The sequence below is a fragment of the Bacillus xiapuensis genome (assembly GCF_002797355.1).
In the GTDB taxonomy this organism is placed as follows: Bacteria; Bacillota; Bacilli; order Bacillales; family Domibacillaceae; genus Bacillus_CE; species Bacillus_CE xiapuensis.
The window spans coordinates 1,827,121-1,849,876 of the sequence record NZ_KZ454939.1; the positions used below are offsets into that span (position 1 = coordinate 1,827,121).

Genomic DNA, 22,756 nt, shown 5'->3' on the forward strand with positions numbered 1-22,756 from the left:
GACTCCTCCTCTCTATTCTCCTCATTAAAATTCAGCAAGTTCGCGCATGGCCTTTTCTACTTTATCCGGATTGACCATGAAATGTTTTTCCATCGTTGGCGCATAAGGCATCGCCGGTACGTCCAGACCTGCAAGCCTTTGAATTGGAGCATCCAGTTCAAATAAGCAATGCTCGGCAATGATCGCAGCCACCTCACTCATTATGCTGCCTTCTTTATTGTCTTCTGTGATTAATAAGACTTTTCCCGTTTTGCTGGCCGCTTGAATGATCGCTTCTTGATCCAGCGGGTAAACGGTGCGCAAATCTAAAACCTCCGCTTCAATGCCGTCTTTGGATAATTTTTCTGCCGCCTGCAAAGCAAAATGAACGCATAATCCGTAAGTAATGACTGTCAGGTCGTCTCCCTTGCGCTTAGTATCAGCCTTGCCAATTGGCAGCACGTAATCATCGGCAGGGACTTCTCCTTTAATTAAGCGATACGCCCGTTTATGCTCAAAAAACAGAACAGGATCTTCATCGCGGATAGCAGCCTTTAATAATCCTTTGACATCATAAGGTGTGGAAGGCATGACAATCTTCAGGCCCGGCTGATTAGCGAAAATGGCTTCTACCGACTGGGAATGGTAAAGTGCACCGTGCACGCCTCCTCCATACGGAGCGCGGATGACTAGCGGACAATTCCAATCATTATTAGACCGGTAGCGAATGCGGGCTGCTTCCGAAATAATTTGATTGACTGCTGGCATGATGAAGTCGGCAAACTGTATTTCCGCAATCGGGCGCATGCCGTACATCGCTGCCCCGATCCCCACTCCGGCAATCGCTGATTCGGCTAGCGGTGTATCCATAACGCGCTCTTCACCAAACTGATCATACAGTCCATGTGTTGCTTTGAAAACCCCGCCTTTTTTTCCGACATCCTCTCCTAAAACGAATACTTTTGAATCCCGCTCCATCTCTTCGCGGATTGCCATCGTCACTGCATCAATATATGAAATTACTGGCATCATCGTTTCCCCCTTCTTACTTGTCACCGTAAACAAACTTCAGCGCATCCTCCGGTTTTGGATAAGGTGCGCTTTCCGCATAATCAGTCGCTTCATTCACTTGACTCATAATGCGGTCATTGATTTCCTTCTCCAGCTGATCATTCATCACGCCTGTTTCTTTTAGATACGCTCCAAATGTTATAAGCGGATCATTGGTTTTTGCTTTTTGAACCTCATCGGGTGAACGATAGCTGCGATCATCATCATCAGAAGAATGGGGTGTTAATCGGTAAGAAACCGTTTCGATCAAAGTGGGCCCTTCTCCCCGGCGTCCGCGTTCAACAGCTTCTTTGACATGTCTATATACTGCAATCGGATCATTTCCATCGATCGTGACTCCCGGCATACCGTAGCCTTGAGCGCGGTCGGAGACGCGTGCGCAAGCCAGCTGCTTCTCAACTGGAACAGAGATGGCATACTTATTATTTTCACACATAAAGATGACCGGAAGCTTGTGAACACCAGCAAAGTTAGCGGCTTCGTGAAAGTCTCCCTGGTTAGAGGAGCCTTCTCCAAATGTGACCAAAGTGACTAAATCTTTTTTCTCCATTTTTCCTGCCAAAGCAATGCCAACCGCATGAGGAACTTGCGTTGTGACCGGTGAAGAGCCTGTCACGATCCGGTTTTTCTTCTGGCCAAAATGACCGGGCATTTGCCGGCCTCCTGAATTGGGGTCTTCTGCTTTGGCAAAACCGGACAGCATAATATCCTTTGCTGTCATGCCAAATGTTAATACAACACCTAAGTCACGGTAATAAGGCAGCACATAATCTTTCTCTTGATCAAGAGCAAAAGCGGCCCCTACTTGCGCCGCTTCCTGTCCTTGGCAAGAAATGACAAACGGGATTTTCCCGGAGCGGTTTAACAGCCACATCCGCTCATCCAAGCGGCGGGCTAGCACCATTTTTTCATACATATTTAATACGGTTTCATCACTTAAACCGAGCGGTCTATGTCGGTTTTCAGCCATTCGTACTCCTCCTTTTAATTGCACTTTCTTTCCTACTTTATCTGTCATGGCCCATTATGAATGAATCGCTCTGCCATCCACGGCGAGTGCTGCTTCACCTATCGCTTCACTTAAGCTTGGATGCGGATGGATGGTGCAGCCTACCTCCCAAGCCGCCGCATCCAGCACCCGAGCCAGCCCCGCTTCAGAAATCATATCGGTTACGTGCGGACCAATCATATGGACGCCTAATAGATCATCCGTTTTCTTATCCGCAATGATTTTGACAAATCCGTCGCTTTCTCCATATACGAGCGCCTTGCCGATGGCTCGAAAAGAGAACTTGCCGACTTTCACTTCATAGCCCTTTCCCTGTGCTTCTCTCTCCGTGAGCCCGACACTGGCTGCTTCCGGACTCGAATAAATACACTTGGCAATCGTTGTGTAATCGAGCGCATCCACCTCTTGACCGGCAAGGTGCTCGACCGCTGTTAAGCCTTCGTGAGAGGCCACATGGGCCAGCTGCAGCCCGCCAATCACGTCGCCAATTGCGTAAATATGGGATTCTTTCGTTTGATAGAAAGCGTTGGTTTGAATATAGCCGTTTTCCACAGAAATATCTGTATTTTCCAGGCCGATGCCTTCTACATTAGCCTGGCGGCCGATGGATACGAGCATCTTTTCAGCTGCATAGGACCGGATGTCTCCATCGACCTCTGCTTGAACCATTACTGACTGCTCCTTCTTCTCTATCGTGTCTGGCAGCACTTTGGCTCCCGTAATGATTTCAATGCCGCGCTTATTCAACAGCCGAGACATTTCTCTGGAAATCTCCTCGTCTTCGGCCGGAATAATCCGGGGAGCATACTCAAGAACGGTCACTTTCGCGCCAAAATCTGCGAGCATAGAAGCCCACTCGATGCCGATCACACCTCCCCCTACAATCAAAATGGACTCTGGCACCTTCGCTAATTCAAGGGCATCATCGGATGAAAGAATTCGCTCGCCATCAAATTCAAGACTTGGCAGCGGACGCGGACGTGATCCTGTAGCGATGATGACGTTTTTCGGTATGAGCATGGCGTTTTCCGTCCCGTCATTCATTTCTACAGAAATGGTTCCAGGCAACGGCGAAAAAATGGAAGGACCCAGTATGCGGCCGATGCCTTCATATACATCAATCTTTCCTTTTCTCATCAGCCCTTGCACACCTGAATAAAGCGTATCAACGATGGATTGCTTGCGCGCTTGCGCTTTTTGAAAATTCAAAGATATGTTCTCGATCTCTACGCCGAAATCAGCGCTTCGGCGAGCGGTGTTCAACACTTCTGCGCTTCGGAGCAAAGCTTTGCTCGGGATGCAGCCTCGATGCAGACATGTTCCGCCCAATTTGCTTTTCTCGACAACCGCCGTTTTCAGTCCTAATTGAGATGCGCGGATTGCGGCAACATAGCCGCCAGTTCCTCCGCCAAGAATCACTAAATCATATTCTTCAGCCATTTGTTCTCCTCCTCTATCTTTCTTTTGCTCCTCTTCCACCGTTCCGCATTCCTCTGCCGAACAGACGAAGCGCCAATGAAACCGTTCGAGCGTTCCATTGGCTGCACGTTCCATGTTTTCGTATAGACGGATACGGGAATGCTCTTCCTGCTTGCCGCTTTAAGAGCATTGGCCATGTCTTTGAGAAGCGGAGCGGTTTTCATTCAATCACAATGATGGATCATAAAAAATGGGATGAATCAAATGAAGTGCTAAGGATTCACCGTTTCTTTGCTTAATGCTTACGGCGGGATAAAATATGATGTCCATCTAATAAAAATGAGCGGCGCGCTTTTTGCATTTTGGCGATTCGTTCCTCAGCCATACGATCAGCTGCTTTGTATGTGGGAATGCCGTCCCGTTTGGAAATTACGAGTGTTTTTTCGATATTCGCATAAATTTGATCGACTTTGCGCATGGCGCGTTCCCGATTATACCCATGAAGCTCATCCGCCACATTAATGACGCCTCCTGCGTTGATCACATAATCAGGCGCATAAATAATTCCCCGCTCATGCAGCATGTCCCCATGCCGGTCTTCCTCTAGCTGGTTGTTGGCTGAACCGGCCACTACCTTCACTTTCAGCTGATTAATCGTGGCATCATTTATAATAGCGCCTAATGCACATGGAGCAAATACATCCGCCTCGACGCTGTAGATTTCGTTCGGGTCAACGGCGCGCGCATCGAAATCTGCAACGGCGCGATGGACCGCTTCTTTATTGATATCTGTTACGATCAATTTTGCCCCAGCTTCATGCAGGTGGCGGCAAAGATGATAGGCAACACTTCCGACTCCTTGAACGGATACAGTTAATCCTTCCACAGAATCTGTGCCGAACGCTTCTTTGACGGCTGCTTTCATGCCGACAAAACAGCCGTAGGCTGTGACGGGTGACGGATTTCCGGAGGAGCCAAAAGCGGGTGAGATCCCGGTCACATAATCTGTTTCTTCATGAATGATATCCATATCCTCCACAGTAGTGCCCACATCTTCCGCTGTGATGTAGCGTCCATTCAATCCTTGAATAAAGCGGCCAAACGCCCGGAACATTTCTTCATTTTTATCTTGGCGCGGATCCCCCATGATTACCGCCTTTCCTCCACCCAGATTAAGACCTGCCGCGGCATTTTTATAGGTCATTCCTTTCGCCAGACGAAGAGCATCTTCAATGGCGGCTTCTTCTGTTCCGTAGGTCCACATTCTTGTTCCGCCCAGTGCAGGTCCGAGCGTTGTATCATGGATGGCAATGATCGCTTTTAACCCCGACGTTTGATCTTGGCAAAAGATCAGCTGCTCATAATCATATGTTTGCATATACTTGAAAATCTCCACGATAAATCCCCCTTGTTTTAGCATAGTGTAATAGATTGCATTCATAAACGTTCATGCAACAAGCATGCCAATGCCACCAACATGAAAACGCTTTATTTATCATTGTCTTCCCTGCATTTTTTTGCAAATCATCCATAAATTGCACGCATATTATTGCAAGTTATATTTTTCCAATTTATAGTATAAACTGCGAATAGAAATACCCAGCTGTTTAGCAGCAGCCGTTTTGTTGCCATGGTGTCTTTTAAGCGCAGACTGTATGACCGCTTTTTCGTAGCTTGCCATTCTTTCCTGCAGACTGAGTCCTGACTCTTCAGCTTCTTTCCTTTCAAAAGCTGGAGCCGTGCAAATTTCCGGCTGATGTTCCAGCAGCTGCAAGGCATCCGCATCAATCAGCTTCTCGTTATATGTAGTAAAGATCATAGCTCTTCCTAATACGTTCTCCAACTCACGAACATTTCCCGGCCAATGATAAGCCGTCAGCCTCTTCAAGGCATCCGGTGTTAGCCCTTCTATATTCCTGCCGTAATCTTGGTTGAGTTTAATGAGCAAGTGCTCGCTTAACAGCGGAAGATCTCCTTTTCTTTTTCTAAGAGGAGGAATATGAATTGGCACGCGGTTCAGACGATAATATAAATCCTCGCGAAAACGGCCTTCTGCCATGCTTTTTTCCAAATTGACATTGGTGGCCGCAATCACACGAACGTTAATGGCAATCGGTTTCGTGCCTCCAACCCGAACGATCTCTTTTTCCTGCAGTACCCGCAATAATTTAACTTGAGTGTTGGCGCTTAATTCACCGATCTCATCAAGGAAAATACTGCCGTTGTTTGCTTCCTCAAAGAGCCCTCGTTTCCCTCCGCGGCGCGCTCCAGAAAACGCGCCTTCTTCATAACCAAACAGCTCGCTTTCCAATAATGATTCGGAAAGCGCTCCGCAATTGACGCGAATAAATTTATTGTAGCGGCGGTCGCTGGCAGTATGAATCGCATGGGCAAATAATTCTTTTCCAGTCCCGGACTCTCCCCGAAGCAGCACAGTCGCCGGTGTGTTTGCCCCAACCTTTGCTTGCTCAATAGCGATTTTCATCTCTTCGGAATTGCCGATGATGTCCTCAAATGAATATTTCGCCTCCAGCGTCCGGATGATTTGCCTAGCTCTATTCAGCTCCTTTGTTAAAGCCTGAATCTCTGTTAAATCATGAATCACGCCGACGCTGCCTTTCAGTTGGCCATCAACAATGATAGGCGCCACATTGACTACGACCTCTCTTTTTTTCGGGCCTACATACATCTTTACTCCGCGCACCGGACGTTTCGATTTCAATACTTGCAGATGAACGCTCTCCCCTTCAGATATATCAATTGTGGCTGGCTTTCCGATGACTTCTTCTTTGCAAAGCCCCGTCAAGCGGGTGTATGCCGGATTAATTAGCAATCCCCTTCCCGTTTCATCCACGACCGAAATCGCATCATCACTAGAGAAAATAATAGCTTCCAACATCGTTTGGATTTCCTTTAAATTCGTCACTTCAGCCGCCAAATTCAATACTTCTGTAATATCCTTAAACACAGCAAACGCGCCGATCACTTCACCTTCCTGTGTGATCATCGGAATGCGGGAGGTGATGATTTTTCTGCCGGCGGCCAGCTGATGCTCCTGATTGACTTCTGCCCGCTTTGTTCTCATTACAATGGCCAGCCTGCTCGCCGGAATAATATCCTGGATGTGCCGGCCGAGGGCTTCATGCTTTTTCATTCCAATGATTTGCTCAGCGCTTTTATTATATAAAATAATATTTTCTGTATGATCCACAACCACCATGCCTTCGTCCGTCGATTCAAAAATTACATCATACTGATGCGATTGCCGGCTTAAGCGAGTGATTAGCTCCTCCTTTTGTTTAAGAAGCTGGGCTAATAAAAAAGCGACGTTTCCCGGTATGACGGTTGCCCAATAAGCAACCCGGCTGACTTCAGCAAACACGGTGTCATCATTCGTCACCTCAATAATTAAATCAGGCTTCTGCTTCATAAATATCCGCCAATCGCTGCCTGTAGGAATTCCCAAGCTCTCCGCCAAAAGGATCCCAGCAGCTTTCTGATTAGGGTCAGCTACAGCCAGCACTTTCGTCAGCCGTATATCCTGCAAAATCTCTAACACCGTAAACCCGCCTTGCCCGCCACCGATAATCAATACCGTTTGCATTTCCCCACCTCCGCTCTGTGCAGAATCTTGCACACATCTATTGTAAACTTGTTGCCCGCTACTTGACAAATTTAACATGTAGAGTATGATTTTTGTGAGTAAGCATTAAAGGGGTATGCGAATGGTCCGAATTCTTGCATTATTAGTATTAGTCATTCCGGGTATTCTTGCAGGGCTGGGAATTAAATTGATGAGGGATATGCTGTTTGGCATTTTACAGCCGCCGTTTCCGTTTCTTTGGCTGCAATTTATGACCGGAATGTTCTTATTTATTGGAGGTCTCGGCTTTATAGGCGGCTTTATTTTCCGAAGAGACAGAAAAAACAACCGGGTTCAGGATCGCTTTAAAAACTGATTCTTCTCCTTATTCATTGAAATGGAATTGCCAAAAAGGCTCGCCATATAGTCTCTAGATCTATCTAAGACAGGAGGCGAGCTTTTTTATGAAGTTGGGAAGTGGCTTGGCGCCTGCTGGCGAATGCGTACTGCCTTTTGCGGATCATCAGTGAAAAAGCCAGAGCATTGATGAGCGATCAGCCACTTCATTTGCTTTTCCTTATTGATGGTATAGGGGCGGACATGAATGCCCGAGGCAAGCGACGAAGCAATCATTTTCTTCGTCACCGTTCGCACATTAGGATGAATGGCTTTCGCTTGAATCGCTGCAGCATACTTCCAAGGCATATACAGGCGGGAAGAATACAAAGCAGCCGTTTCAAGATCGGGTGCCAGCCGGTGAACCTTGGTCAGGGAATAATGGTTGAACGAGGAGATGATCACCCGTTCCTCGTAGCGGTAGCGGCGAATCAGCCGAATTACTTTCTCCTCCATCCCTTGATAAGGGAATCGATTATTTTTCAATTCAATATTGCATAGCAGGCCGTTGCCTCTCATCCATTCAAACACTTGCTGCAAAGAAGGGATGCCTGGCGGATGAACCAGTGATGGAAACTTATACGAAGCATGCAGCTGCCGGATCTCTTCCCAGAGCCAGTCTTTCACATATCCTTTTCCATTGGTTGTACGGTCAAGCTTTTCATCATGAATCACAGCTAAACAGCCGTCTCTCGTTAACTGCACATCCAGCTCAATTCCATCCGCGGATGCTTCTTCAGCCAATTGAAAGGAGAGCATCGTGTTTTCCGGTGCGGCAGCCGAGTAGCCGCGGTGCGCGAAGATCAGTGTCATGTAACCGCAACCCCATCCATTAAATCTGTACAGAAATTCCGCATCACGGCGCTGTCCTGCCGCTCATAGCCGCTTAATTTCGCGACTCCTATCCCTTTCAAGATGCTTTATGTTCTAATCGCAGCTTATCCGCGACCATCGCAATAAACTCGGAATTGGTCGGCTTGGCTTTCGTCATGGAAACCGTATAACCGAATAAAGTAGAAATCGAGTCGATGTTTCCGCGGCTCCAAGCAACTTCAATAGCGTGGCGGATCGCCCGCTCGACTCTGCTGGCAGTTGTATTATATTTTTTGGCAATATCAGGGTAAAGCACCTTCGTGATCGAACCGAGCAGTTCAATATCGTTATACACCATGGAAATGGCTTCCCGTAAATACAGATATCCCTTGATATGCGCGGGCACGCCAATTTCATGAATGATGCTTGTAATGCTTGCATCGAGATTCACTGATTTTTTTTCAGGGGAATTCACAATTGAATTGGCAGAGCGCTGCGCAGTCTGGTGTTCGGATCCGCCGACTTGACGTATATGGGATACTAAGCTCTCCATATCAAATGGCTTAAGCATGAAATAAGAAGCTCCCAGCTCCACTGCTTTTTTCGTGACATCTTCTTGCCCGAATGCTGTCAGCATAATGACATTCGGCATTGGAGACAAATCGATGCTTCTCATCTTTTCCAGCACAGCCAGCCCATCCACATGAGGCATGATGATATCAAGGATCAGCACTTCAGGACGCGCCTCGGAAAGCAATTCTAAGCATTCTTGGCCGTTATTTGCTTTAGCGACGACTTCCATGTCTTCCTGCGATGATATATATTCTTCGAGCAGTTTAACCAGCTCACGATTATCATCCACAATAGCCACTTTTATCTTTTTCAAAAGAAACTCCTCCTCAATCAATTCTTCCTTTATAAGTCCATACTAGAGATTCTTTCGACAAAGCGATATGAATTCCTTTAATTTCCCCTCTTTTTCTTGTACATATTTTTTTCCTTATTTTTCTGTTTTTTTCGACGAGTTTCTAAAATATGAGCCTTCCGGCAGCAAATGTTCTTTCCTGCCGCGCTAATGATAAGGAGAACAAAGCAGCTGTAACTCCTTTGTAACCGGCAGCTAAATGTCTGAACGAAGCGGGCATTTAGCTGCCGGGATCCCCCGCTTAAACCTTTGCTTTCCTTTCAATTCTTGAAGCGAAAGATAAAGGCAGCTTTATACAGGACAAAAAAAACAAGCGAAAAACTCGCTTGTTCAACTTGCTGCTTTTTCATTCGCATGTTTCAATGGAATTCCCGCTTCATTTAACATCCACTCAATGTGAACGCCGTAGCCTGAAGTGGGGTCGTTGACAAATACATGGGTGACAGCACCGATGACTTTGTTGTTTTGAATGATCGGGCTGCCGCTCATTCCTTGAACAATGCCACCCGTTCGGTCAAGCAGCCTAGGGTCGGTTATTTTGATGACCATTCCTTTTGTAGCTGGATATTTCTGCGGAATTGTGCTGACGATTTCAATATCAAACCATTCCACTTTTTCTCCCTCAACGACTGTCATAATCTTAGCCGGCCCTTCTTTCACTTCATGGGACAAGGCCACTGGATAGGATCGGCTGACAAGACCATTGGAGAGAGGTTTTTTTAATCGCCCGAAGATGCCGTAGGAGCTGTTGGTGCGAATATCGCCAATCTCCTGGTTACCCGTGGAAAACTGCGCCAGCTTTTCCCCCGGATTTCCATGGCGTCCTTTTTCAATGGAAGTGACGGTTGATTTAACAATTTCACCGTCCTCAACAATGATTGGCTTTTTTGTATCGACATCAGCAATCACATGCCCCAAGGCTCCATACTTTTTTGATTGGGGTTCATAAAATGTCAAGGTTCCAATTCCTGCTGCTGAATCGCGGATGTACAGTCCCAGCTTATATGTTTGTTCTTTTTTATCCTTAAGCGGCAACAGATTCGTTTCAAATACTTTCTTGTCGCGGCGAACGGCCACGCGCAGTGGTTTTTCTTTATGAGCTGCTTTCACAAATGTTCCGATATCCGCCATCTTTTCAACGGTTTGTCCATTGATTTTCGTAATGATATCTCCCACTTGAATGCCTGCCTTTTCCCCTGGGGATTGTTTGCCCTCTTTCGAATCGACAAGATGGTGCCCGACGACGAGAACACCGACTGAGCTCATTTTAATTCCTATAGACTGCCCGCCCGGAATCACTCTTATGTCTCGAATAGCCGACGCTTTTTCCTTTTTTAGCGGAAAACCGGCTAGCTCCAGCAGTTTTTCTTCTTTGGCAACGTTGGATCCCGTAACGGTCAGCACGCTGTCTTTATCAGTGGCCAGAGCAGAGATAGACGGAATGAACGAGGCAAGCATGAAGCATAATAAAATGGAAACAAGGAGAATTCCACCAGTGGTTTTGCTAAGTTTATTCTTTTTCAAACCGTTCACTCTCCTCGCTTCGAATCAGCCGCATTAATTGGGCCGTACATTTACTTTTTCCTTGAAGAACCTCATTTATTACGAAATTTGCTCCCATCCTTGGAGAGTAAAAGGCGAAATGCCAATGGAATCAACGGCAAAACCGCCAACGGCTGTCAGCGGTTTAAAGTAATGAAGCTATTTTAAAGAAGCAGCAAGCTCCAGCAGTTCTTTTGCGTGCTGCTTTGTTAAATCTGTCATTTCTACTCCGGAGATCATCCGGCCGATTTCTTTAATTTTTTCTTCATTTTCCAACGGTTTTACAAACGTTTTGGTGCGGCCGCCAGTCATCTCTTTGGAAATGTATAAATGGGTATCAGCCATGGCTGCCACTTGCGGCAAATGGCTGATGCAAAGCACTTGTGAATGGACGGCTATCTGATAAATCTTTTCACCTATAGCTTGCGCCACCCGGCCGCTGACGCCTGTGTCCACCTCATCAAAAATAATCGAGGTAACTCCCTGATGCTTGGAGAAGATGGTCTTCATCGCCAGCATCATTCTAGACAGTTCTCCACCGGAAGCCACTTTAGATAACGGCTTCAGCGGTTCTCCCGGATTGGTGGAGATGTAAAACTCTATGTCATCAAGACCATCTCTTCTGATGACCGGTCTTTCGTGTGCACTCTTTTCTCCATCTGCATGGAACTCAACGGAAAACACCGTCTTGTCCATATACAGCTGCTTGAGCTCCTGATGAACGGCCTTCATCAGTTTCTTTGCCGCTTGTTTACGCAAATAGCTGAGCTGCTGGCCTTCAAGCAATAAATCCTTTTTATACGCGTTCAATTCTGTTTGCATTTTCTCTAAATGCGTTTCCTTATTCATCAGCGTATCAATCTCTTCTTCAATCTCGGCGCCGTATTCAATGATCTCCTCAATGGTTTGCCCGTATTTTCTCTTTAATTGATTGATTTCATTTAGCCGTGTTTCAATTACATTTAAACGATCCGGATCGAATTCTAATTCGTCCAAAGCAGAGCTCGTTTGACGGGCAGCATCCTCAAGCGCATAGAAGCTTTCCGATACTGCCTCATAAACCGGGCGGTATTGGGGGTCAATTTCTGCTGCGGTTTCTAACTGATTCATGGCAAGTCCGACCCAGTCGAGCCCCTTCCCTTCTTCTTGCAAGGCAGAATAGCTTGTTTGCATGGACTCATAAAGCTTTCCAAAATTGCTGAGCTTCCGCTTTTCCTCCGAAAGCTCTTCATCTTCATTCAGCTTCAGTTCAGCTTTTTGGATTTCACCGAGCTGAAACTGCAGCAAATCAAGACGCTGAGCCATCTGCTGCTCATTTTCAGTGAGCTGGCGAATCATTTTTGCTGCGTTTTCATAACGCTTATAAACTTCTTCATAATTCTTCTTTGCCTGCATAACTTCTTGTCCGCCAAATTGATCAAGCAAACGCAAGTGCCGATGGGAATCCATCAGCTCCTGATGCTCATGCTGGCCGTGAATATCTACTAAAGTCGCCCCAATTTCCCGGAGAATAGCAATCGTTACCAGCTTGCCGTTCACGCGGCAAACACTCTTGCCATTCGCGGAAATTTCGCGGCGGATTACAACCATCTCTTCTTCAATCTCAATGCCGAAATTTTTTGCTTTCTGAACACAAGGGTGGCTGTCGCTTTCCAGAATAAACAGCCCCTCGATCTCGGACTTTTTTTCCCCATGCCGTACAAACTCAGCGGATCCGCGCCCGCCCGCCAGCAAATGAACGGCATCGATAATGATGGACTTGCCGGCCCCGGTTTCACCTGTTAACACGGTCAGCCCCTTTTCCAAAGACACATTTAATTCTTCAATGATGGCAAAATTGCGTATGGATAATTCCTGTAGCAATGTGTACTCACCCCATGTTATAGCATTTCTAAAAAGCGCTCAGATACAACAGATGTTTGCTCTGGAGCCCGGCAAATGATTAAGCATGTGTCATCTCCGCATATCGTTCCCATAATTTCTTCCCAATCCAGATTATCGATTAATGCTCCTACCGCCTGTGCATTTCCCGGAAGTGTTTTCATGACGACAAAGTGACCAGCCGCATCGATGCTGACAAAAGCATCAATAAGTGAACGCTTGAGCTTTTGAAGCGGGTTGAAGCGCTGATCGGCCGGCAAGCTGTACTTGTAGCGTCCATCCATCAGCGGCACCTTCACTAAATGAAGCTCTTTGATGTCGCGTGATACGGTCGCCTGGGTTACATTGTAGCCAAGTGCTTTCAAGCGATCGACTAATTCATCTTGTGTGTCGATTTCATGATTCGCAATCAGTTCTCTTATTTTAATATGTCGCTGGCCTTTGTTCATTGTCTTCACCTCTTAAAATGTATAAATATACTCGAATGTACATATAGTATCTTATTTTTTGCTGATTGTATAGCGCACCAAAGAAAGGAGACCGCCCAAAAGATGATATTCTGCCGGGCCGTCTCCTTTTGATTATTGCTTCTTTTTTTGTTTCAATTGTTCGTGCGCTTCCTTCACCACAGCATCAACCGGCAGCAGCAATGAATGACTTTCCGGCTCCTCAGGCTGCTTAGGCCAATGAAGATGGATCAAAAACTCAATATTGCCGTCGCCTCCCGTGATGGGAGAATAAGATAAGTTTCGAATGCTGTAGCCAAGAGAGTCCGCTAAATCAATGATTTTCTTTATGACCTGTCTGTGAACGCTGGCTTCTCTTACAATCCCCTTTTTGCCCACTTGCTCCCTTCCCGCTTCAAATTGCGGTTTAATCAGGGCGATGACATCGCTTCCCGGCAATAACAATGTTTTCAATACCGGCAATATTAAGGACAGAGAGATAAAAGACACGTCAATCGTGGCAAAGTCAGGGAGTCCGTTTTCCAAATCATCGGGCGTGACATAACGGAAATTTGTGCGCTCCATAACAACAACCCGCTCATCTTGGCGAAGCTTCCAAGCAAGCTGGTTATATCCGACGTCCAAAGCGTAGGAAAGCTTGGCTCCATTTTGGAGAGCACAATCCGTAAAGCCTCCTGTCGATGAACCAATATCTATCATCACTTTTCCTTTTACATTCACATCAAATTCCTGCAGCGCCTTTTCAAGCTTCAATCCGCCCCGGCTTACATAAGGCATCGTGCTGCCTTTGATTTGCAGCGGCGAATCCACCGGTATCTTCTCTCCCGGTTTATCAAGACGTTCTTCCTTTGAATAGACAAGACCGGCCATGACAGCACGCTTGGCTTTTTCTCTTGTCTCAGCTAATCCTCTTTCCACTAGCAAGACATCAATTCGTTCTTTCTTTACTTTCATGCTTACGCTCTTTTCTGTTTTATTGGTTTCATTGCCATAATCTTCCTAACGGCGTCTTCTTCCGTCAACCCGATTTCTTCTAAAAGAAGATCCACGCTGCCATGTTCAATGAATCGGTCGGGGATGCCCATGCGTTCAATGACATGGTCGAAGCAGCCGTGCTCTTGAGCAAATTCCAGAACAGCACTGCCAAATCCGCCTTTAAGAACCGCTTCTTCTATCGTTAAAATCGGCATGCCCGACTGTAAAATTGAAAGCAGCATATCATAGTCCATTGGCTTGATAAAACGGGCGTTGACAACTTTAACAGAAACCCCTTGCTTTTCGGCCGTTTTTGCGGCTTTTAGAGCGAGCGGAATCATCGTGCCAAACGTGAGAATCGCTGCGTCGCGCCCTTCCTTCAGCACTTCCCATGAACCGATGGGAATCTGCTGCAGCTCTTTATCCAGCGGTACGCCAAGACCGTTTCCGCGTGGAAAACGCATCGCAATCGGCCCTTCATCATATTGAAAAGCCGTGTATACCATATGCTGTCCTTCGTTTTCATCTTTTGGCATCATCAGCACCATGTTCGGCAAATGGCGCATAAAAGCAATGTCAAACACGCCTTGATGCGTCTCACCATCCGCCCCCACTAGCCCGGCTCGGTCAATCCCTATAAATACATTTAAATTTGGCCGGCAAATGTCGTGGACGACTTGATCATATGCTCTCTGCAAAAATGTTGAATAGATCGCCAAAAACGGCTTCATCCCTTGCGTAGCTAGTCCTGCTGCCACAGTCGCCGCATGCTGCTCAGCAATTCCTACATCAAACATGCGGTCAGGGAATTCTTCGGCAAAGCCCAGCAATTTCGATCCGACGGGCATTGCTGGAGTAATGGCCACAACCCGCTCATCCGTGCGGGCGATTCTTCTGGCTGTTTCACTGACGAGAGCGCTCCAAGCCGGCGGCTGATTAAGCGTTTTAATCAGCGTACCCGTTTCCATTTTGTAGGGGCCTGTACCATGCCAGGTTCCTTTTGTATCAAGCTCTGCTGGGCGGTACCCTTTGCCTTTTTTCGTAATCACATGAAGGATCACCGGTCCTTCTGTCTTTTTCGCATACTGCAGCTGTTCAAACAAATCTTCAAAATTATGTCCATCAATTGGCCCCAAATACGTAAAGCCCATCTCTTCAAAAAACATGCCGGACACAAATAAATACTTCAGGCTGTCTTTCAAGCGCTCGGCAGTCTGAGCCATTTTGCCTCCCACAGCAGGGATTTTCTTCAGCAGGGCTTCCAGTTCATCTTTCACCCAATTATACTTTCCGGCGGTGCGCAGGCGGCCGAGCACATTATGCAGCGCACCGACATTCGGAGCAATCGACATTTCATTATCATTTAAAATCACAATCATATTCTTTTTTTCATGCCCGATATGATTCAATGCTTCCAGCGCCATTCCTCCAGTGAGAGCTCCATCGCCAATGACCGGCACGATATACGATTGCTCTTTCTTCAGATCCCTAGCGATCGCCATGCCCATGGCGGCAGAAAGAGAGGTGGAGCTATGACCGGTTTCCCAGACGTCATGCTCGCTTTCCGCTGTTTTTGGAAACCCGCATAAGCCTTTGTATTGACGAAGTGTGCTAAATTGACCAGCCCGTCCTGTCAATATCTTGTGCACATAGGACTGATGACCAACATCCCACAGCAACTTGTCTTTCGGGCTGTTAAAACAGCGATGCAAAGCAATCGTTAACTCGACCACTCCAAGATTTGGTCCAATATGTCCCCCGGTTTTTGATAAATTCTCGATTAAAAAGCGGCGGATATCCGCGCTTAGCTCATTCAGTTCATCTATTGTCATATCTTTCAAAAAAGAAGGGTCTTTAATGGATAACAGATCCAATAGGATCACTCGCTTTCATTACTGTGTCTTTTCATCATTATAACTCAACCATTGCCTTTCACCACGGACAGACTTTCAAGGGACGCCGTTTGAAAAAATAGCCGCTAACACTAGGGCGTGGTAACGGCAGTCTGGTCAGAATAATATGGTCATTATATCACATGTCTGAATTGACAACAATTTTAGAGATGATTTTTATTGATCTCGGTTCGCAATTAACTCGGCAAGCTCCGCCAAAAGCTGAGTGTTTGTATTCGTCTGTTTAAGCGCGCTAAGAGCCTTGTCGATATGCTCTTGAAGCATGGCCTTTGTCCGAGGCATGCCGAGCAGATGGGGATAGGTGCTTTTAAGCTTAGCAGAATCGCTGCCGGCCGGTTTTCCCATTTTTTCTTCGGAGCCTTCGATGTCTAAAATATCGTCTTGAATTTGAAAGGCCAGGCCAATATGGTAGGCATAAGTCTGGAAATGCTTCTGCTGCTCTTTGGATGCCCCGGCTAAGAGCGCTCCAGCTGCAATGCTAAATGCCAGCAGGCGTCCCGTTTTATTGGTATGGATATATTCAAGCTCTTCCAGCGTTAATTGCTGGTTCTCTCCTTCCATATCGGCCATTTGTCCTGCTACCATGCCTTCCGGACCTGCAGCTTCAGCAAGAGAAGCGATCAATTGAACCTTTTGCCTGTCGGTGTAGACTTCAGACTGAGCGATTAATTGAAAAGCATAGGTTAAGAGAGCATCGCCAGCTAAAACGGCAGCGGCTTCTCCATACACTTTATGATTAGTCGGCTTTCCCCGCCTTAAATCATCATTATCCATGCTCGGCAAATCATCATGTATTAAAGAATAGGTATGTATCATTTCTAACGCAGCCGCAGCCTCTAAACCGAGTTGCGGTTTTTTTCCGAAAGATTCTAAAGTAGCCAGCAGCAGCAGCGGCCGCAGTCTTTTCCCCCCGGCCTGAAGAGAGTAATCCATCGCTTCTTGCAGCCGCGGCGGCGCTTGAATAGATGCAATTCGCCGAGCTAATTCTTTCTCCAGTTGCTGCTTATAGTTATCCATGAAAGCCGCTAAAGTCGCTCCCATCCTTATTCCTCCTCACCGACAGTGAAATCCTGCTCTCCGTTTTCTGTCATCAGCTTGGCTAGCTGATTTTCCGCATGGGTCAGTTTTTCATGGCAAAACGCCGAAAGCTTGATGCCTTCTTGGTAATAGCTTAAAGCCTCTTCCAAGGCTACATCTCCCTCTTCCAATTTCGTGACGATGGATTCTAACTTATCCATCGCTTCCTCAAAGCTGAGCTCTTTATTCTCCATTGCTTTTCACCTCAATTGATTGAATTTGACAGTGCAGGCTTCCATCCGTCAGCTGAACGGTCAGTTTTTCTCCAGCGGCTGCATCGCGGCTTGATTTAATTAATTGATTTCTTTCATTATAAGAAAGGCTATATCCGCGCTCCATCACTTTAAGCGGGCTGAGAGCATGCAGCACGGAAACCTTCTGCTTGAAGATTTCCTCCTTTGCTGTCAGCACTTGCTTCATTTGTTTCGCCAGCGCGTCATTTAAGCGATTCAGCCCCTCATAAGCCTCGCTGATTCTTCTTCTGGGATGACTCCGGTTTAATCGTCCTGACAGTTCCTCTATGCTTGAACGCGCCTGCTTCAAATGGATGAGCTGCTCGCAGGCAAGCTTTTCGTTCAAGCGATCCAGCCGCTCAGCCTGCTGACGATACAGCGCTTGCGGATTACGCATGATATAGGAGCCTTTCAAATTTTGATACCGCTTGCGCTCGCGGCGAATCTTCTCTGACATCGCCCGGTTCAGCCTGTTTTTTCGAACAGCTAGCTTTTCAAGCACTTCTTCAAGATGCGGCACGGCAATCTCTGCTCCGCCTGTTGGTGTAGGAGCCCGGCGATCCGCTGCAAAATCAGCGATGGTAAAATCCGTTTCATGGCCGACAGCAGAAATCACCGGAATATGAGATTGACGGATGGCCATAGCCACCTGTTCTTCATTGAACGCCCAAAGCTCTTCAATCGAGCCTCCTCCGCGGCCGACAATCAGGACTTCAGCTCGCTGGTCGCGATTGGCTGTGTTGATTGCGGACACGATGGACGGAGCCGCATTCTCCCCCTGCACCAAAGCTGGATAAACAAGAATTTCGGCGATTGGGTAGCGCCTTTTAATGGTCGTAAGGATATCACGAACTGCGGCACCCGTTGGGGAGGTCACGACCCCGATCGTTTTCGGATAGACCGGAAGCGGGCGTTTTTGGCTCTCATCAAACAGCCCTTTCTTTTCCAGCTTTTTCTTCAGCTGATCAAAAGCTAAGTATAATTCACCGATGCCGTCCGGCTGCATGGATTTGACATACATTTGATACTGTCCGCCTGATTCATACACGGTCACATCCGCTTTAATTAATACTTGCATTCCGTTTTCAGGGCGAAACTTCAGCATGCGGTTTGCGGATGAAAACATCACCGCTAATATTCTCGCTTTGTCATCCTTTAAAGTGAAATACATATGTCCGCTTGAATGACGTTTAAAGTTGGAAATTTCTCCCTTGACGAGCACATTGGTTAAATGCGGGTCGGCGTCAAATTTCCGTTTAATATATTTTGTTAAGGCTTTTACTGATAAGTATGGTTGTACTTCCATATGAAATTCCACCTTTTTGGTCAAGCTAAAAAAGCTGCCCTCCCATTATAACATGTTTGGAAGACAGCTTTAATATTGAGCACGCTTATTTAGAGTTTGCCATGGCTGCTTTTTGTTTGACAGACTGCACCGTGTTAAATAGCAGCATCGTGATCGTCATCGGGCCAACACCGCCTGGAACGGGTGTAATGGCTCCCGCTACCTGCTTTGCACTTTCAAAATCGACATCTCCGCAAAGCTTGCCGTTTTCGTCGCGGTTCATTCCCACGTCAATGACTACCGCGCCCGGCTTCAGGTCCTCTGCTTTTAAGAACTTTGCTTTTCCGACAGCAGCGATCACGATATCAGCTTGTCTCGTAAAGGCTGACAAATCTTTCGTTCTGGAATGGCAAACGGTCACGGTTGCGCTTTCTTTTAGCGCCAATAACGCTGCCGGTTTACCAACGATATTGCTGCGGCCGATGACCACCGCATGTTTTCCTTCTAAAGAGATGTTTTCCCGCTCAAGCATCTTGATAATACCGAATGGTGTGCAGGAATAAAACGCCTCTTTTCCAATGGCCATTTTTCCAACGTTAACCGGATGAAAACCATCCACATCTTTTTCTGGAGAAATCGCGTCAATGACCTTATCCTCTGAAATATGGGCTGGTAACGGAAGCTGCACGAGAATGCCATGGATATTGTTGTCCTGGTTTAATTCTTCCACTTTAGCCAGCAGCTCTGCTTCTGATAAATGAGCCGGATAGCGGTAGATCTCGGAGTGGATGCCCACTTCGGCACATGCTTTATCTTTGTTTCTCACATATGTTTGAGAGGCTGGATCCTCCCCAACTAAAATGACCGCTAAGCCCGGTGTTACACCATTTCTTTTTAGCTCTGCAACATCTTTCTTCAATTCCTGCCGAATGCTTTGCGCAATTGCTTTCCCGTCAATGATGGTTGCCGCCATGTTGTCTCCTCCTCACTTCTCATCCATGTAATAAAGAATCATGAATCCGCGATAATACTCCGTTAATGAACTTGCCGGAACGCTCATCGCTAAAATGCTTCGCCAATTCCACCGCTTCATTGATCGCTACTTTTGCCGGCACATCATCCAAATATTTCATTTCAAAAACAGCCAATCTCAAAATATTGCGGTCCACTTTCGCCAAGCGGTCAAAGGACCACTTTTCTAAGTTGGCCTTGATTAGCTCATCAATATCATTCAAATGGGAAGCGGTGCCCATTACTGCGCTTTGTAGATATTCATCATGCGGGGCTTCCTCCAAAACATTGCTGATGGCTTCCCGCGGATCGGCTCCGCTCATATCCATTTGATAGAGGGCTTGCAAGCTTTTCTCGCGTGCTGTACGTCTTTTCATTTATTAAAACTCCTTTTGCTTTTTCTGCATTATAAAAAGATAATAGCACAAAATGAAAAGAATACACATGTTCTTCTAAAAAAGAACCGCTTTTATTCCACTTTGAAATCAGGACTTTACACAATAAAGAGTTTCTTTTATCCTCTTCGTTCCCCGTTTCATTTTGAAGGGGAGGGCTTGCCGCACCGTGTATACATGCAAAAAAGACTGACCCCGCTATAGCAAGCGCGATATCCCTTGCCTTGGGTCAGCCTTTTCCATTCAAGCCTTGCGAATCTGCGTTCGCATTACCAGCCGGGGGAGAAGACGCGGATAACAGCCATCGCCTGTATCCTGACCCGCCTTACTCTTCCGTCGTCTGATCGCTTTCCGTATGCTTAGTGTCAAATTGAATGCCCACAACATGAATGTTCACTTCATCTGCTTCAAGTGCGGTCATATTTAACAGCGCTTGACGGATATTATCCTGAACCTTCTGAGCGACAACAGGAATGGAAATACCAAAAGCAACGATGCAATAGACATCGACCTTGATCCCCTCTTCGGTCAGCTCTACACGCACTCCCTTGCCGTGATTTTTCTTTCCTAGCCGTTCAACTACGCCTGCCGCAAAGCTTCCGCGCATTTTTTCTACGCCCTCTACTTCTGACGCGGCAATGCCCGCAATGACTTCAATGACTTCCGGAGCAATTTCAATTTTCCCCAGACCATTCACGCCATTGCTCATTTCTAAAACTTGATTTGCTGTTTGGCTGCTCTCACCCATACATCAGCACCTCCTTGTAATATTTATTATGACTTCATCACTTCGTACATTTCAAGAAACTTTGTGTTAAATTCGCCTTCCACAAACTTTTCATGCTCCAGCAATCTTAAATGGAAAGGAATGGTCGTGTGCACACCTTCAATGACAAACTCGCTTAGCGCACGCTTCATCCGCGCGATGGCTTCTTCCCGCGTTGAACCATAAGCGATCAATTTAGCAATCATGGAATCGTAAAAAGGCGGTATCATATATCCCGGATAAGCCGCTGAATCTACGCGAACCCCAAAGCCGCCCGGAGGCATATACGCTGTAATTCTCCCCGGAGAAGGCATGAAGTTTTTCTCCGGATTCTCAGCATTAATCCGGCACTCTATCGCCCAGCCGTTAAATTCAATATCCTTTTGCTGATAAGACAGTTTCTCACCGGAAGCTACACGAATTTGTTCTTTGACAAGATCGACGCCTGTGACTAATTCCGTGACAGGGTGCTCCACTTGAATGCGCGTATTCATTTCCATGAAATAAAACTGCCGGTTCTGATAATCATAAATAAATTCTACTGTTCCTGCACCTGTGTAATCAACTGCTTGTGCGGCTTTTACAGCTGCCAGCCCCATCTCTTCTCGAACCTTCGCATCGAGGGCAGGAGACGGTGTTTCTTCCAGCAATTTTTGCATCCGCCGCTGAATGGTGCAGTCCCGCTCTCCTAAGTGAATCACATTTCCGTGAGTATCTGCAAGCACTTGAATTTCCACGTGGCGAAAGTCTTCGATGAATTTTTCCAAATAAACGCCCGGGTTTCCGAAGGCCGTTGCGGCTTCTTGCTGGGTCATATTGATGCCCTTCTCCAATTCTTGACGGTTGCGGGCTACGCGGATGCCTTTTCCGCCGCCGCCGGCGGTCGCTTTAATAATAACTGGATAGCCGAGGCGTTCTGCAACAGATATTCCTTCTTCAACCGATGGAATAATGCCGTCTGATCCTGGAACAATCGGCACTCCGGCTTTCTCCATTGTATCGCGCGCCACATCCTTCGTTCCCATTTGAGTAATCGCTTCCGGGGAAGGACCTACGAATACAATGTTGCACTCCCGGCAAAGCTCGGCAAAATCAGCGTTTTCTGCTAAAAAGCCATATCCTGGATGGATGGCTTGACAATTAGTTAATTTAGCAACACTTACAATATTCGTGAAATTCAAGTAACTGTCTTTTGAAGCAGTCGGTCCAATGCAGTAGGCTTCATCTGCCAGTTGAACATGGAGAGCTTCTTTATCTGCTTCGGAATAGACAGCCACCGTTTCTATGCCGAGCTCTTTGCAGGCGCGGATGATCCGCACAGCAATTTCCCCGCGGTTGGCAATCAATAATTTGTTAATCATTCCGATCTCTCCTTATTGAGGCTTTACTGAGAATAAAGGCTGACCGTATTCAACTAATTGGCCGTCCTTCACAAGAACCTCTACAATTTCCCCTTCAACTTCCGCTTCGATTTCATTAAAGAGCTTCATCGCTTCTACAATGCAAACGACTGTACCGCTGGATACTTTAGAGCCCGGTTTGACATAAGCCTCAGCATCCGGAGTCGGTGACTGATAGAACGTTCCCACCATAGGGGAAGTGATCATATGTAAATGGTCATCGCTTTCATTCGATTTAGGTGCTTCCGGTACCGGAGCTTCTTGCACAGTTGGCTTTCCTTCCAGCTTGTCCGCCGTTTTCACCTGCGGCGCTTCTGCCTTCGGTGCCTCTTGAGTGACTGGCGCTACCGAATAGACTGCCCCTTTGTTCTTTTTCATTTTTACTTTGCTGCCGTCTGATTCAAAAACAAACTCATCGATCTCAGATTGATCAACAAGCTTAATTAATTCTCTGATTTCCTGTATTTTCATTACTGACACCCCTTGAATGGTTATGACTAGATACTAATATCTTACGATAACACCCAGTGAAAATTCAACTTTAATTATTGTCAAGCACTCTATTCCTTTATTCTATCCCTTTTCTATCAAAGATGAAATATAAAATAAAAATAAA

Annotated in this window: 21 protein-coding genes; 1 reads left to right on the forward strand and 20 read right to left on the reverse strand. The window is 46.6% G+C overall.

Translation table 11 applies throughout. From position 1 onward, the window contains the following. Positions 1-24: 24 nt before the first annotated feature. The 5 genes from CEF20_RS09085 to CEF20_RS09105 all read right to left on the reverse strand — a co-directional run bounded on the left by CEF20_RS09085 (position 25) and on the right by CEF20_RS09105 (position 7,082). Positions 25-1,008, reverse strand: coding sequence for an alpha-ketoacid dehydrogenase subunit beta (locus tag CEF20_RS09085; protein ID WP_100331508.1), 984 nt, complete (start codon positions 1,006-1,008; stop codon positions 25-27). Between the two features lie 16 nt (positions 1,009-1,024). After that, a complete protein-coding gene (locus tag CEF20_RS09090; RefSeq protein ID WP_100331509.1) occupies positions 1,025-2,020 on the reverse strand; it encodes a thiamine pyrophosphate-dependent dehydrogenase E1 component subunit alpha in 996 nt (331 codons plus the stop codon). A 54-nt stretch (positions 2,021-2,074) separates the two neighbouring features. After that, positions 2,075-3,499 carry a dihydrolipoyl dehydrogenase gene (gene lpdA / locus CEF20_RS09095; protein ID WP_100332061.1) on the reverse strand — a complete coding sequence of 475 codons (1,425 nt, stop codon included), beginning with the start codon at positions 3,497-3,499 and terminating at the stop codon, positions 2,075-2,077. A 274-nt stretch (positions 3,500-3,773) separates the two neighbouring features. After that, positions 3,774-4,874: a Leu/Phe/Val dehydrogenase gene (locus tag CEF20_RS09100; protein ID WP_100331510.1), complete on the reverse strand. Its 1,101-nt coding sequence runs from the start codon at positions 4,872-4,874 to the stop codon at positions 3,774-3,776. Positions 4,875-5,024: 150 nt separating this feature from the next. Next, a complete protein-coding gene (locus CEF20_RS09105; RefSeq protein ID WP_100331511.1) occupies positions 5,025-7,082 on the reverse strand; it encodes a sigma-54 interaction domain-containing protein in 2,058 nt (685 codons plus the stop codon). Between the two features lie 121 nt (positions 7,083-7,203). Between CEF20_RS09105 and CEF20_RS09110 the strand changes: the two genes are divergently transcribed. Beyond that, on the forward strand, positions 7,204-7,437 hold the full coding sequence (locus CEF20_RS09110) for a DUF2627 domain-containing protein (RefSeq protein WP_100331512.1): 234 nt from the start codon (positions 7,204-7,206) through the stop codon (positions 7,435-7,437). A gap of 86 nt (positions 7,438-7,523) precedes the next feature. On the opposite strand, the gene CEF20_RS09115 is transcribed toward CEF20_RS09110, so the two are convergent. From CEF20_RS09115 to accB, 15 genes are all read right to left on the reverse strand, one after another. Beyond that, the gene (locus CEF20_RS09115; RefSeq protein ID WP_100331513.1) at positions 7,524-8,270 is read right to left on the reverse strand and encodes a glycerophosphodiester phosphodiesterase; all 747 of its coding nucleotides are present in this window, start codon (positions 8,268-8,270) and stop codon (positions 7,524-7,526) included. A 97-nt stretch (positions 8,271-8,367) separates the two neighbouring features. Then, entirely contained in the window at positions 8,368-9,156 is a 789-nt protein-coding gene (gene spo0A, locus CEF20_RS09120; RefSeq protein WP_100331514.1) for a sporulation transcription factor Spo0A, read from the reverse strand. A gap of 369 nt (positions 9,157-9,525) precedes the next feature. Continuing rightward, positions 9,526-10,719, reverse strand: coding sequence for a SpoIVB peptidase (spoIVB, locus tag CEF20_RS09125; RefSeq protein ID WP_232713411.1), 1,194 nt, complete (start codon positions 10,717-10,719; stop codon positions 9,526-9,528). A gap of 177 nt (positions 10,720-10,896) precedes the next feature. Next, complete coding sequence (gene recN, locus CEF20_RS09130) at positions 10,897-12,600, reverse strand: DNA repair protein RecN (protein ID WP_100331515.1); 1,704 nt, start codon at positions 12,598-12,600, stop codon at positions 10,897-10,899. Positions 12,601-12,617: 17 nt separating this feature from the next. Next, the gene (ahrC, locus tag CEF20_RS09135) at positions 12,618-13,067 is read right to left on the reverse strand and encodes a transcriptional regulator AhrC/ArgR (RefSeq protein ID WP_100331516.1); all 450 of its coding nucleotides are present in this window, start codon (positions 13,065-13,067) and stop codon (positions 12,618-12,620) included. A gap of 132 nt (positions 13,068-13,199) precedes the next feature. Continuing rightward, complete coding sequence (locus CEF20_RS09140) at positions 13,200-14,039, reverse strand: TlyA family RNA methyltransferase (protein WP_100331517.1); 840 nt, start codon at positions 14,037-14,039, stop codon at positions 13,200-13,202. 2 nt (positions 14,040-14,041) lie between these two features. Beyond that, positions 14,042-15,934, reverse strand: coding sequence for a 1-deoxy-D-xylulose-5-phosphate synthase (gene dxs, locus CEF20_RS09145; protein ID WP_100331518.1), 1,893 nt, complete (start codon positions 15,932-15,934; stop codon positions 14,042-14,044). A 195-nt stretch (positions 15,935-16,129) separates the two neighbouring features. Further along, entirely contained in the window at positions 16,130-17,014 is an 885-nt protein-coding gene (locus CEF20_RS09150) for a polyprenyl synthetase family protein (protein WP_100331519.1), read from the reverse strand. A gap of 2 nt (positions 17,015-17,016) precedes the next feature. Further along, positions 17,017-17,244, reverse strand: a complete 228-nt coding sequence (gene xseB, locus CEF20_RS09155) for an exodeoxyribonuclease VII small subunit (protein WP_100331520.1) — start codon at positions 17,242-17,244, stop codon at positions 17,017-17,019. After that, on the reverse strand, positions 17,234-18,589 hold the full coding sequence (xseA, locus tag CEF20_RS09160; protein ID WP_100331521.1) for an exodeoxyribonuclease VII large subunit: 1,356 nt from the start codon (positions 18,587-18,589) through the stop codon (positions 17,234-17,236). The genes xseB and xseA overlap by 11 nt, the downstream gene beginning before the upstream one ends. A gap of 85 nt (positions 18,590-18,674) precedes the next feature. Beyond that, a complete protein-coding gene (folD, locus tag CEF20_RS09165) occupies positions 18,675-19,541 on the reverse strand; it encodes a bifunctional methylenetetrahydrofolate dehydrogenase/methenyltetrahydrofolate cyclohydrolase FolD (protein WP_100331522.1) in 867 nt (288 codons plus the stop codon). Positions 19,542-19,560: 19 nt separating this feature from the next. After that, entirely contained in the window at positions 19,561-19,956 is a 396-nt protein-coding gene (gene nusB, locus CEF20_RS09170; protein ID WP_100331523.1) for a transcription antitermination factor NusB, read from the reverse strand. 343 nt (positions 19,957-20,299) lie between these two features. Next, positions 20,300-20,722 carry an Asp23/Gls24 family envelope stress response protein gene (locus CEF20_RS09175; protein ID WP_100331524.1) on the reverse strand — a complete coding sequence of 141 codons (423 nt, stop codon included), beginning with the start codon at positions 20,720-20,722 and terminating at the stop codon, positions 20,300-20,302. Between the two features lie 26 nt (positions 20,723-20,748). After that, positions 20,749-22,101 (reverse strand): acetyl-CoA carboxylase biotin carboxylase subunit, encoded by a 1,353-nt coding sequence (accC, locus tag CEF20_RS09180; RefSeq protein ID WP_100331525.1) that lies wholly within the window; start codon positions 22,099-22,101, stop codon positions 20,749-20,751. A gap of 12 nt (positions 22,102-22,113) precedes the next feature. After that, the gene (gene accB, locus CEF20_RS09185; RefSeq protein ID WP_100331526.1) at positions 22,114-22,611 is read right to left on the reverse strand and encodes an acetyl-CoA carboxylase biotin carboxyl carrier protein; all 498 of its coding nucleotides are present in this window, start codon (positions 22,609-22,611) and stop codon (positions 22,114-22,116) included. Positions 22,612-22,756: the final 145 nt, after the last annotated feature.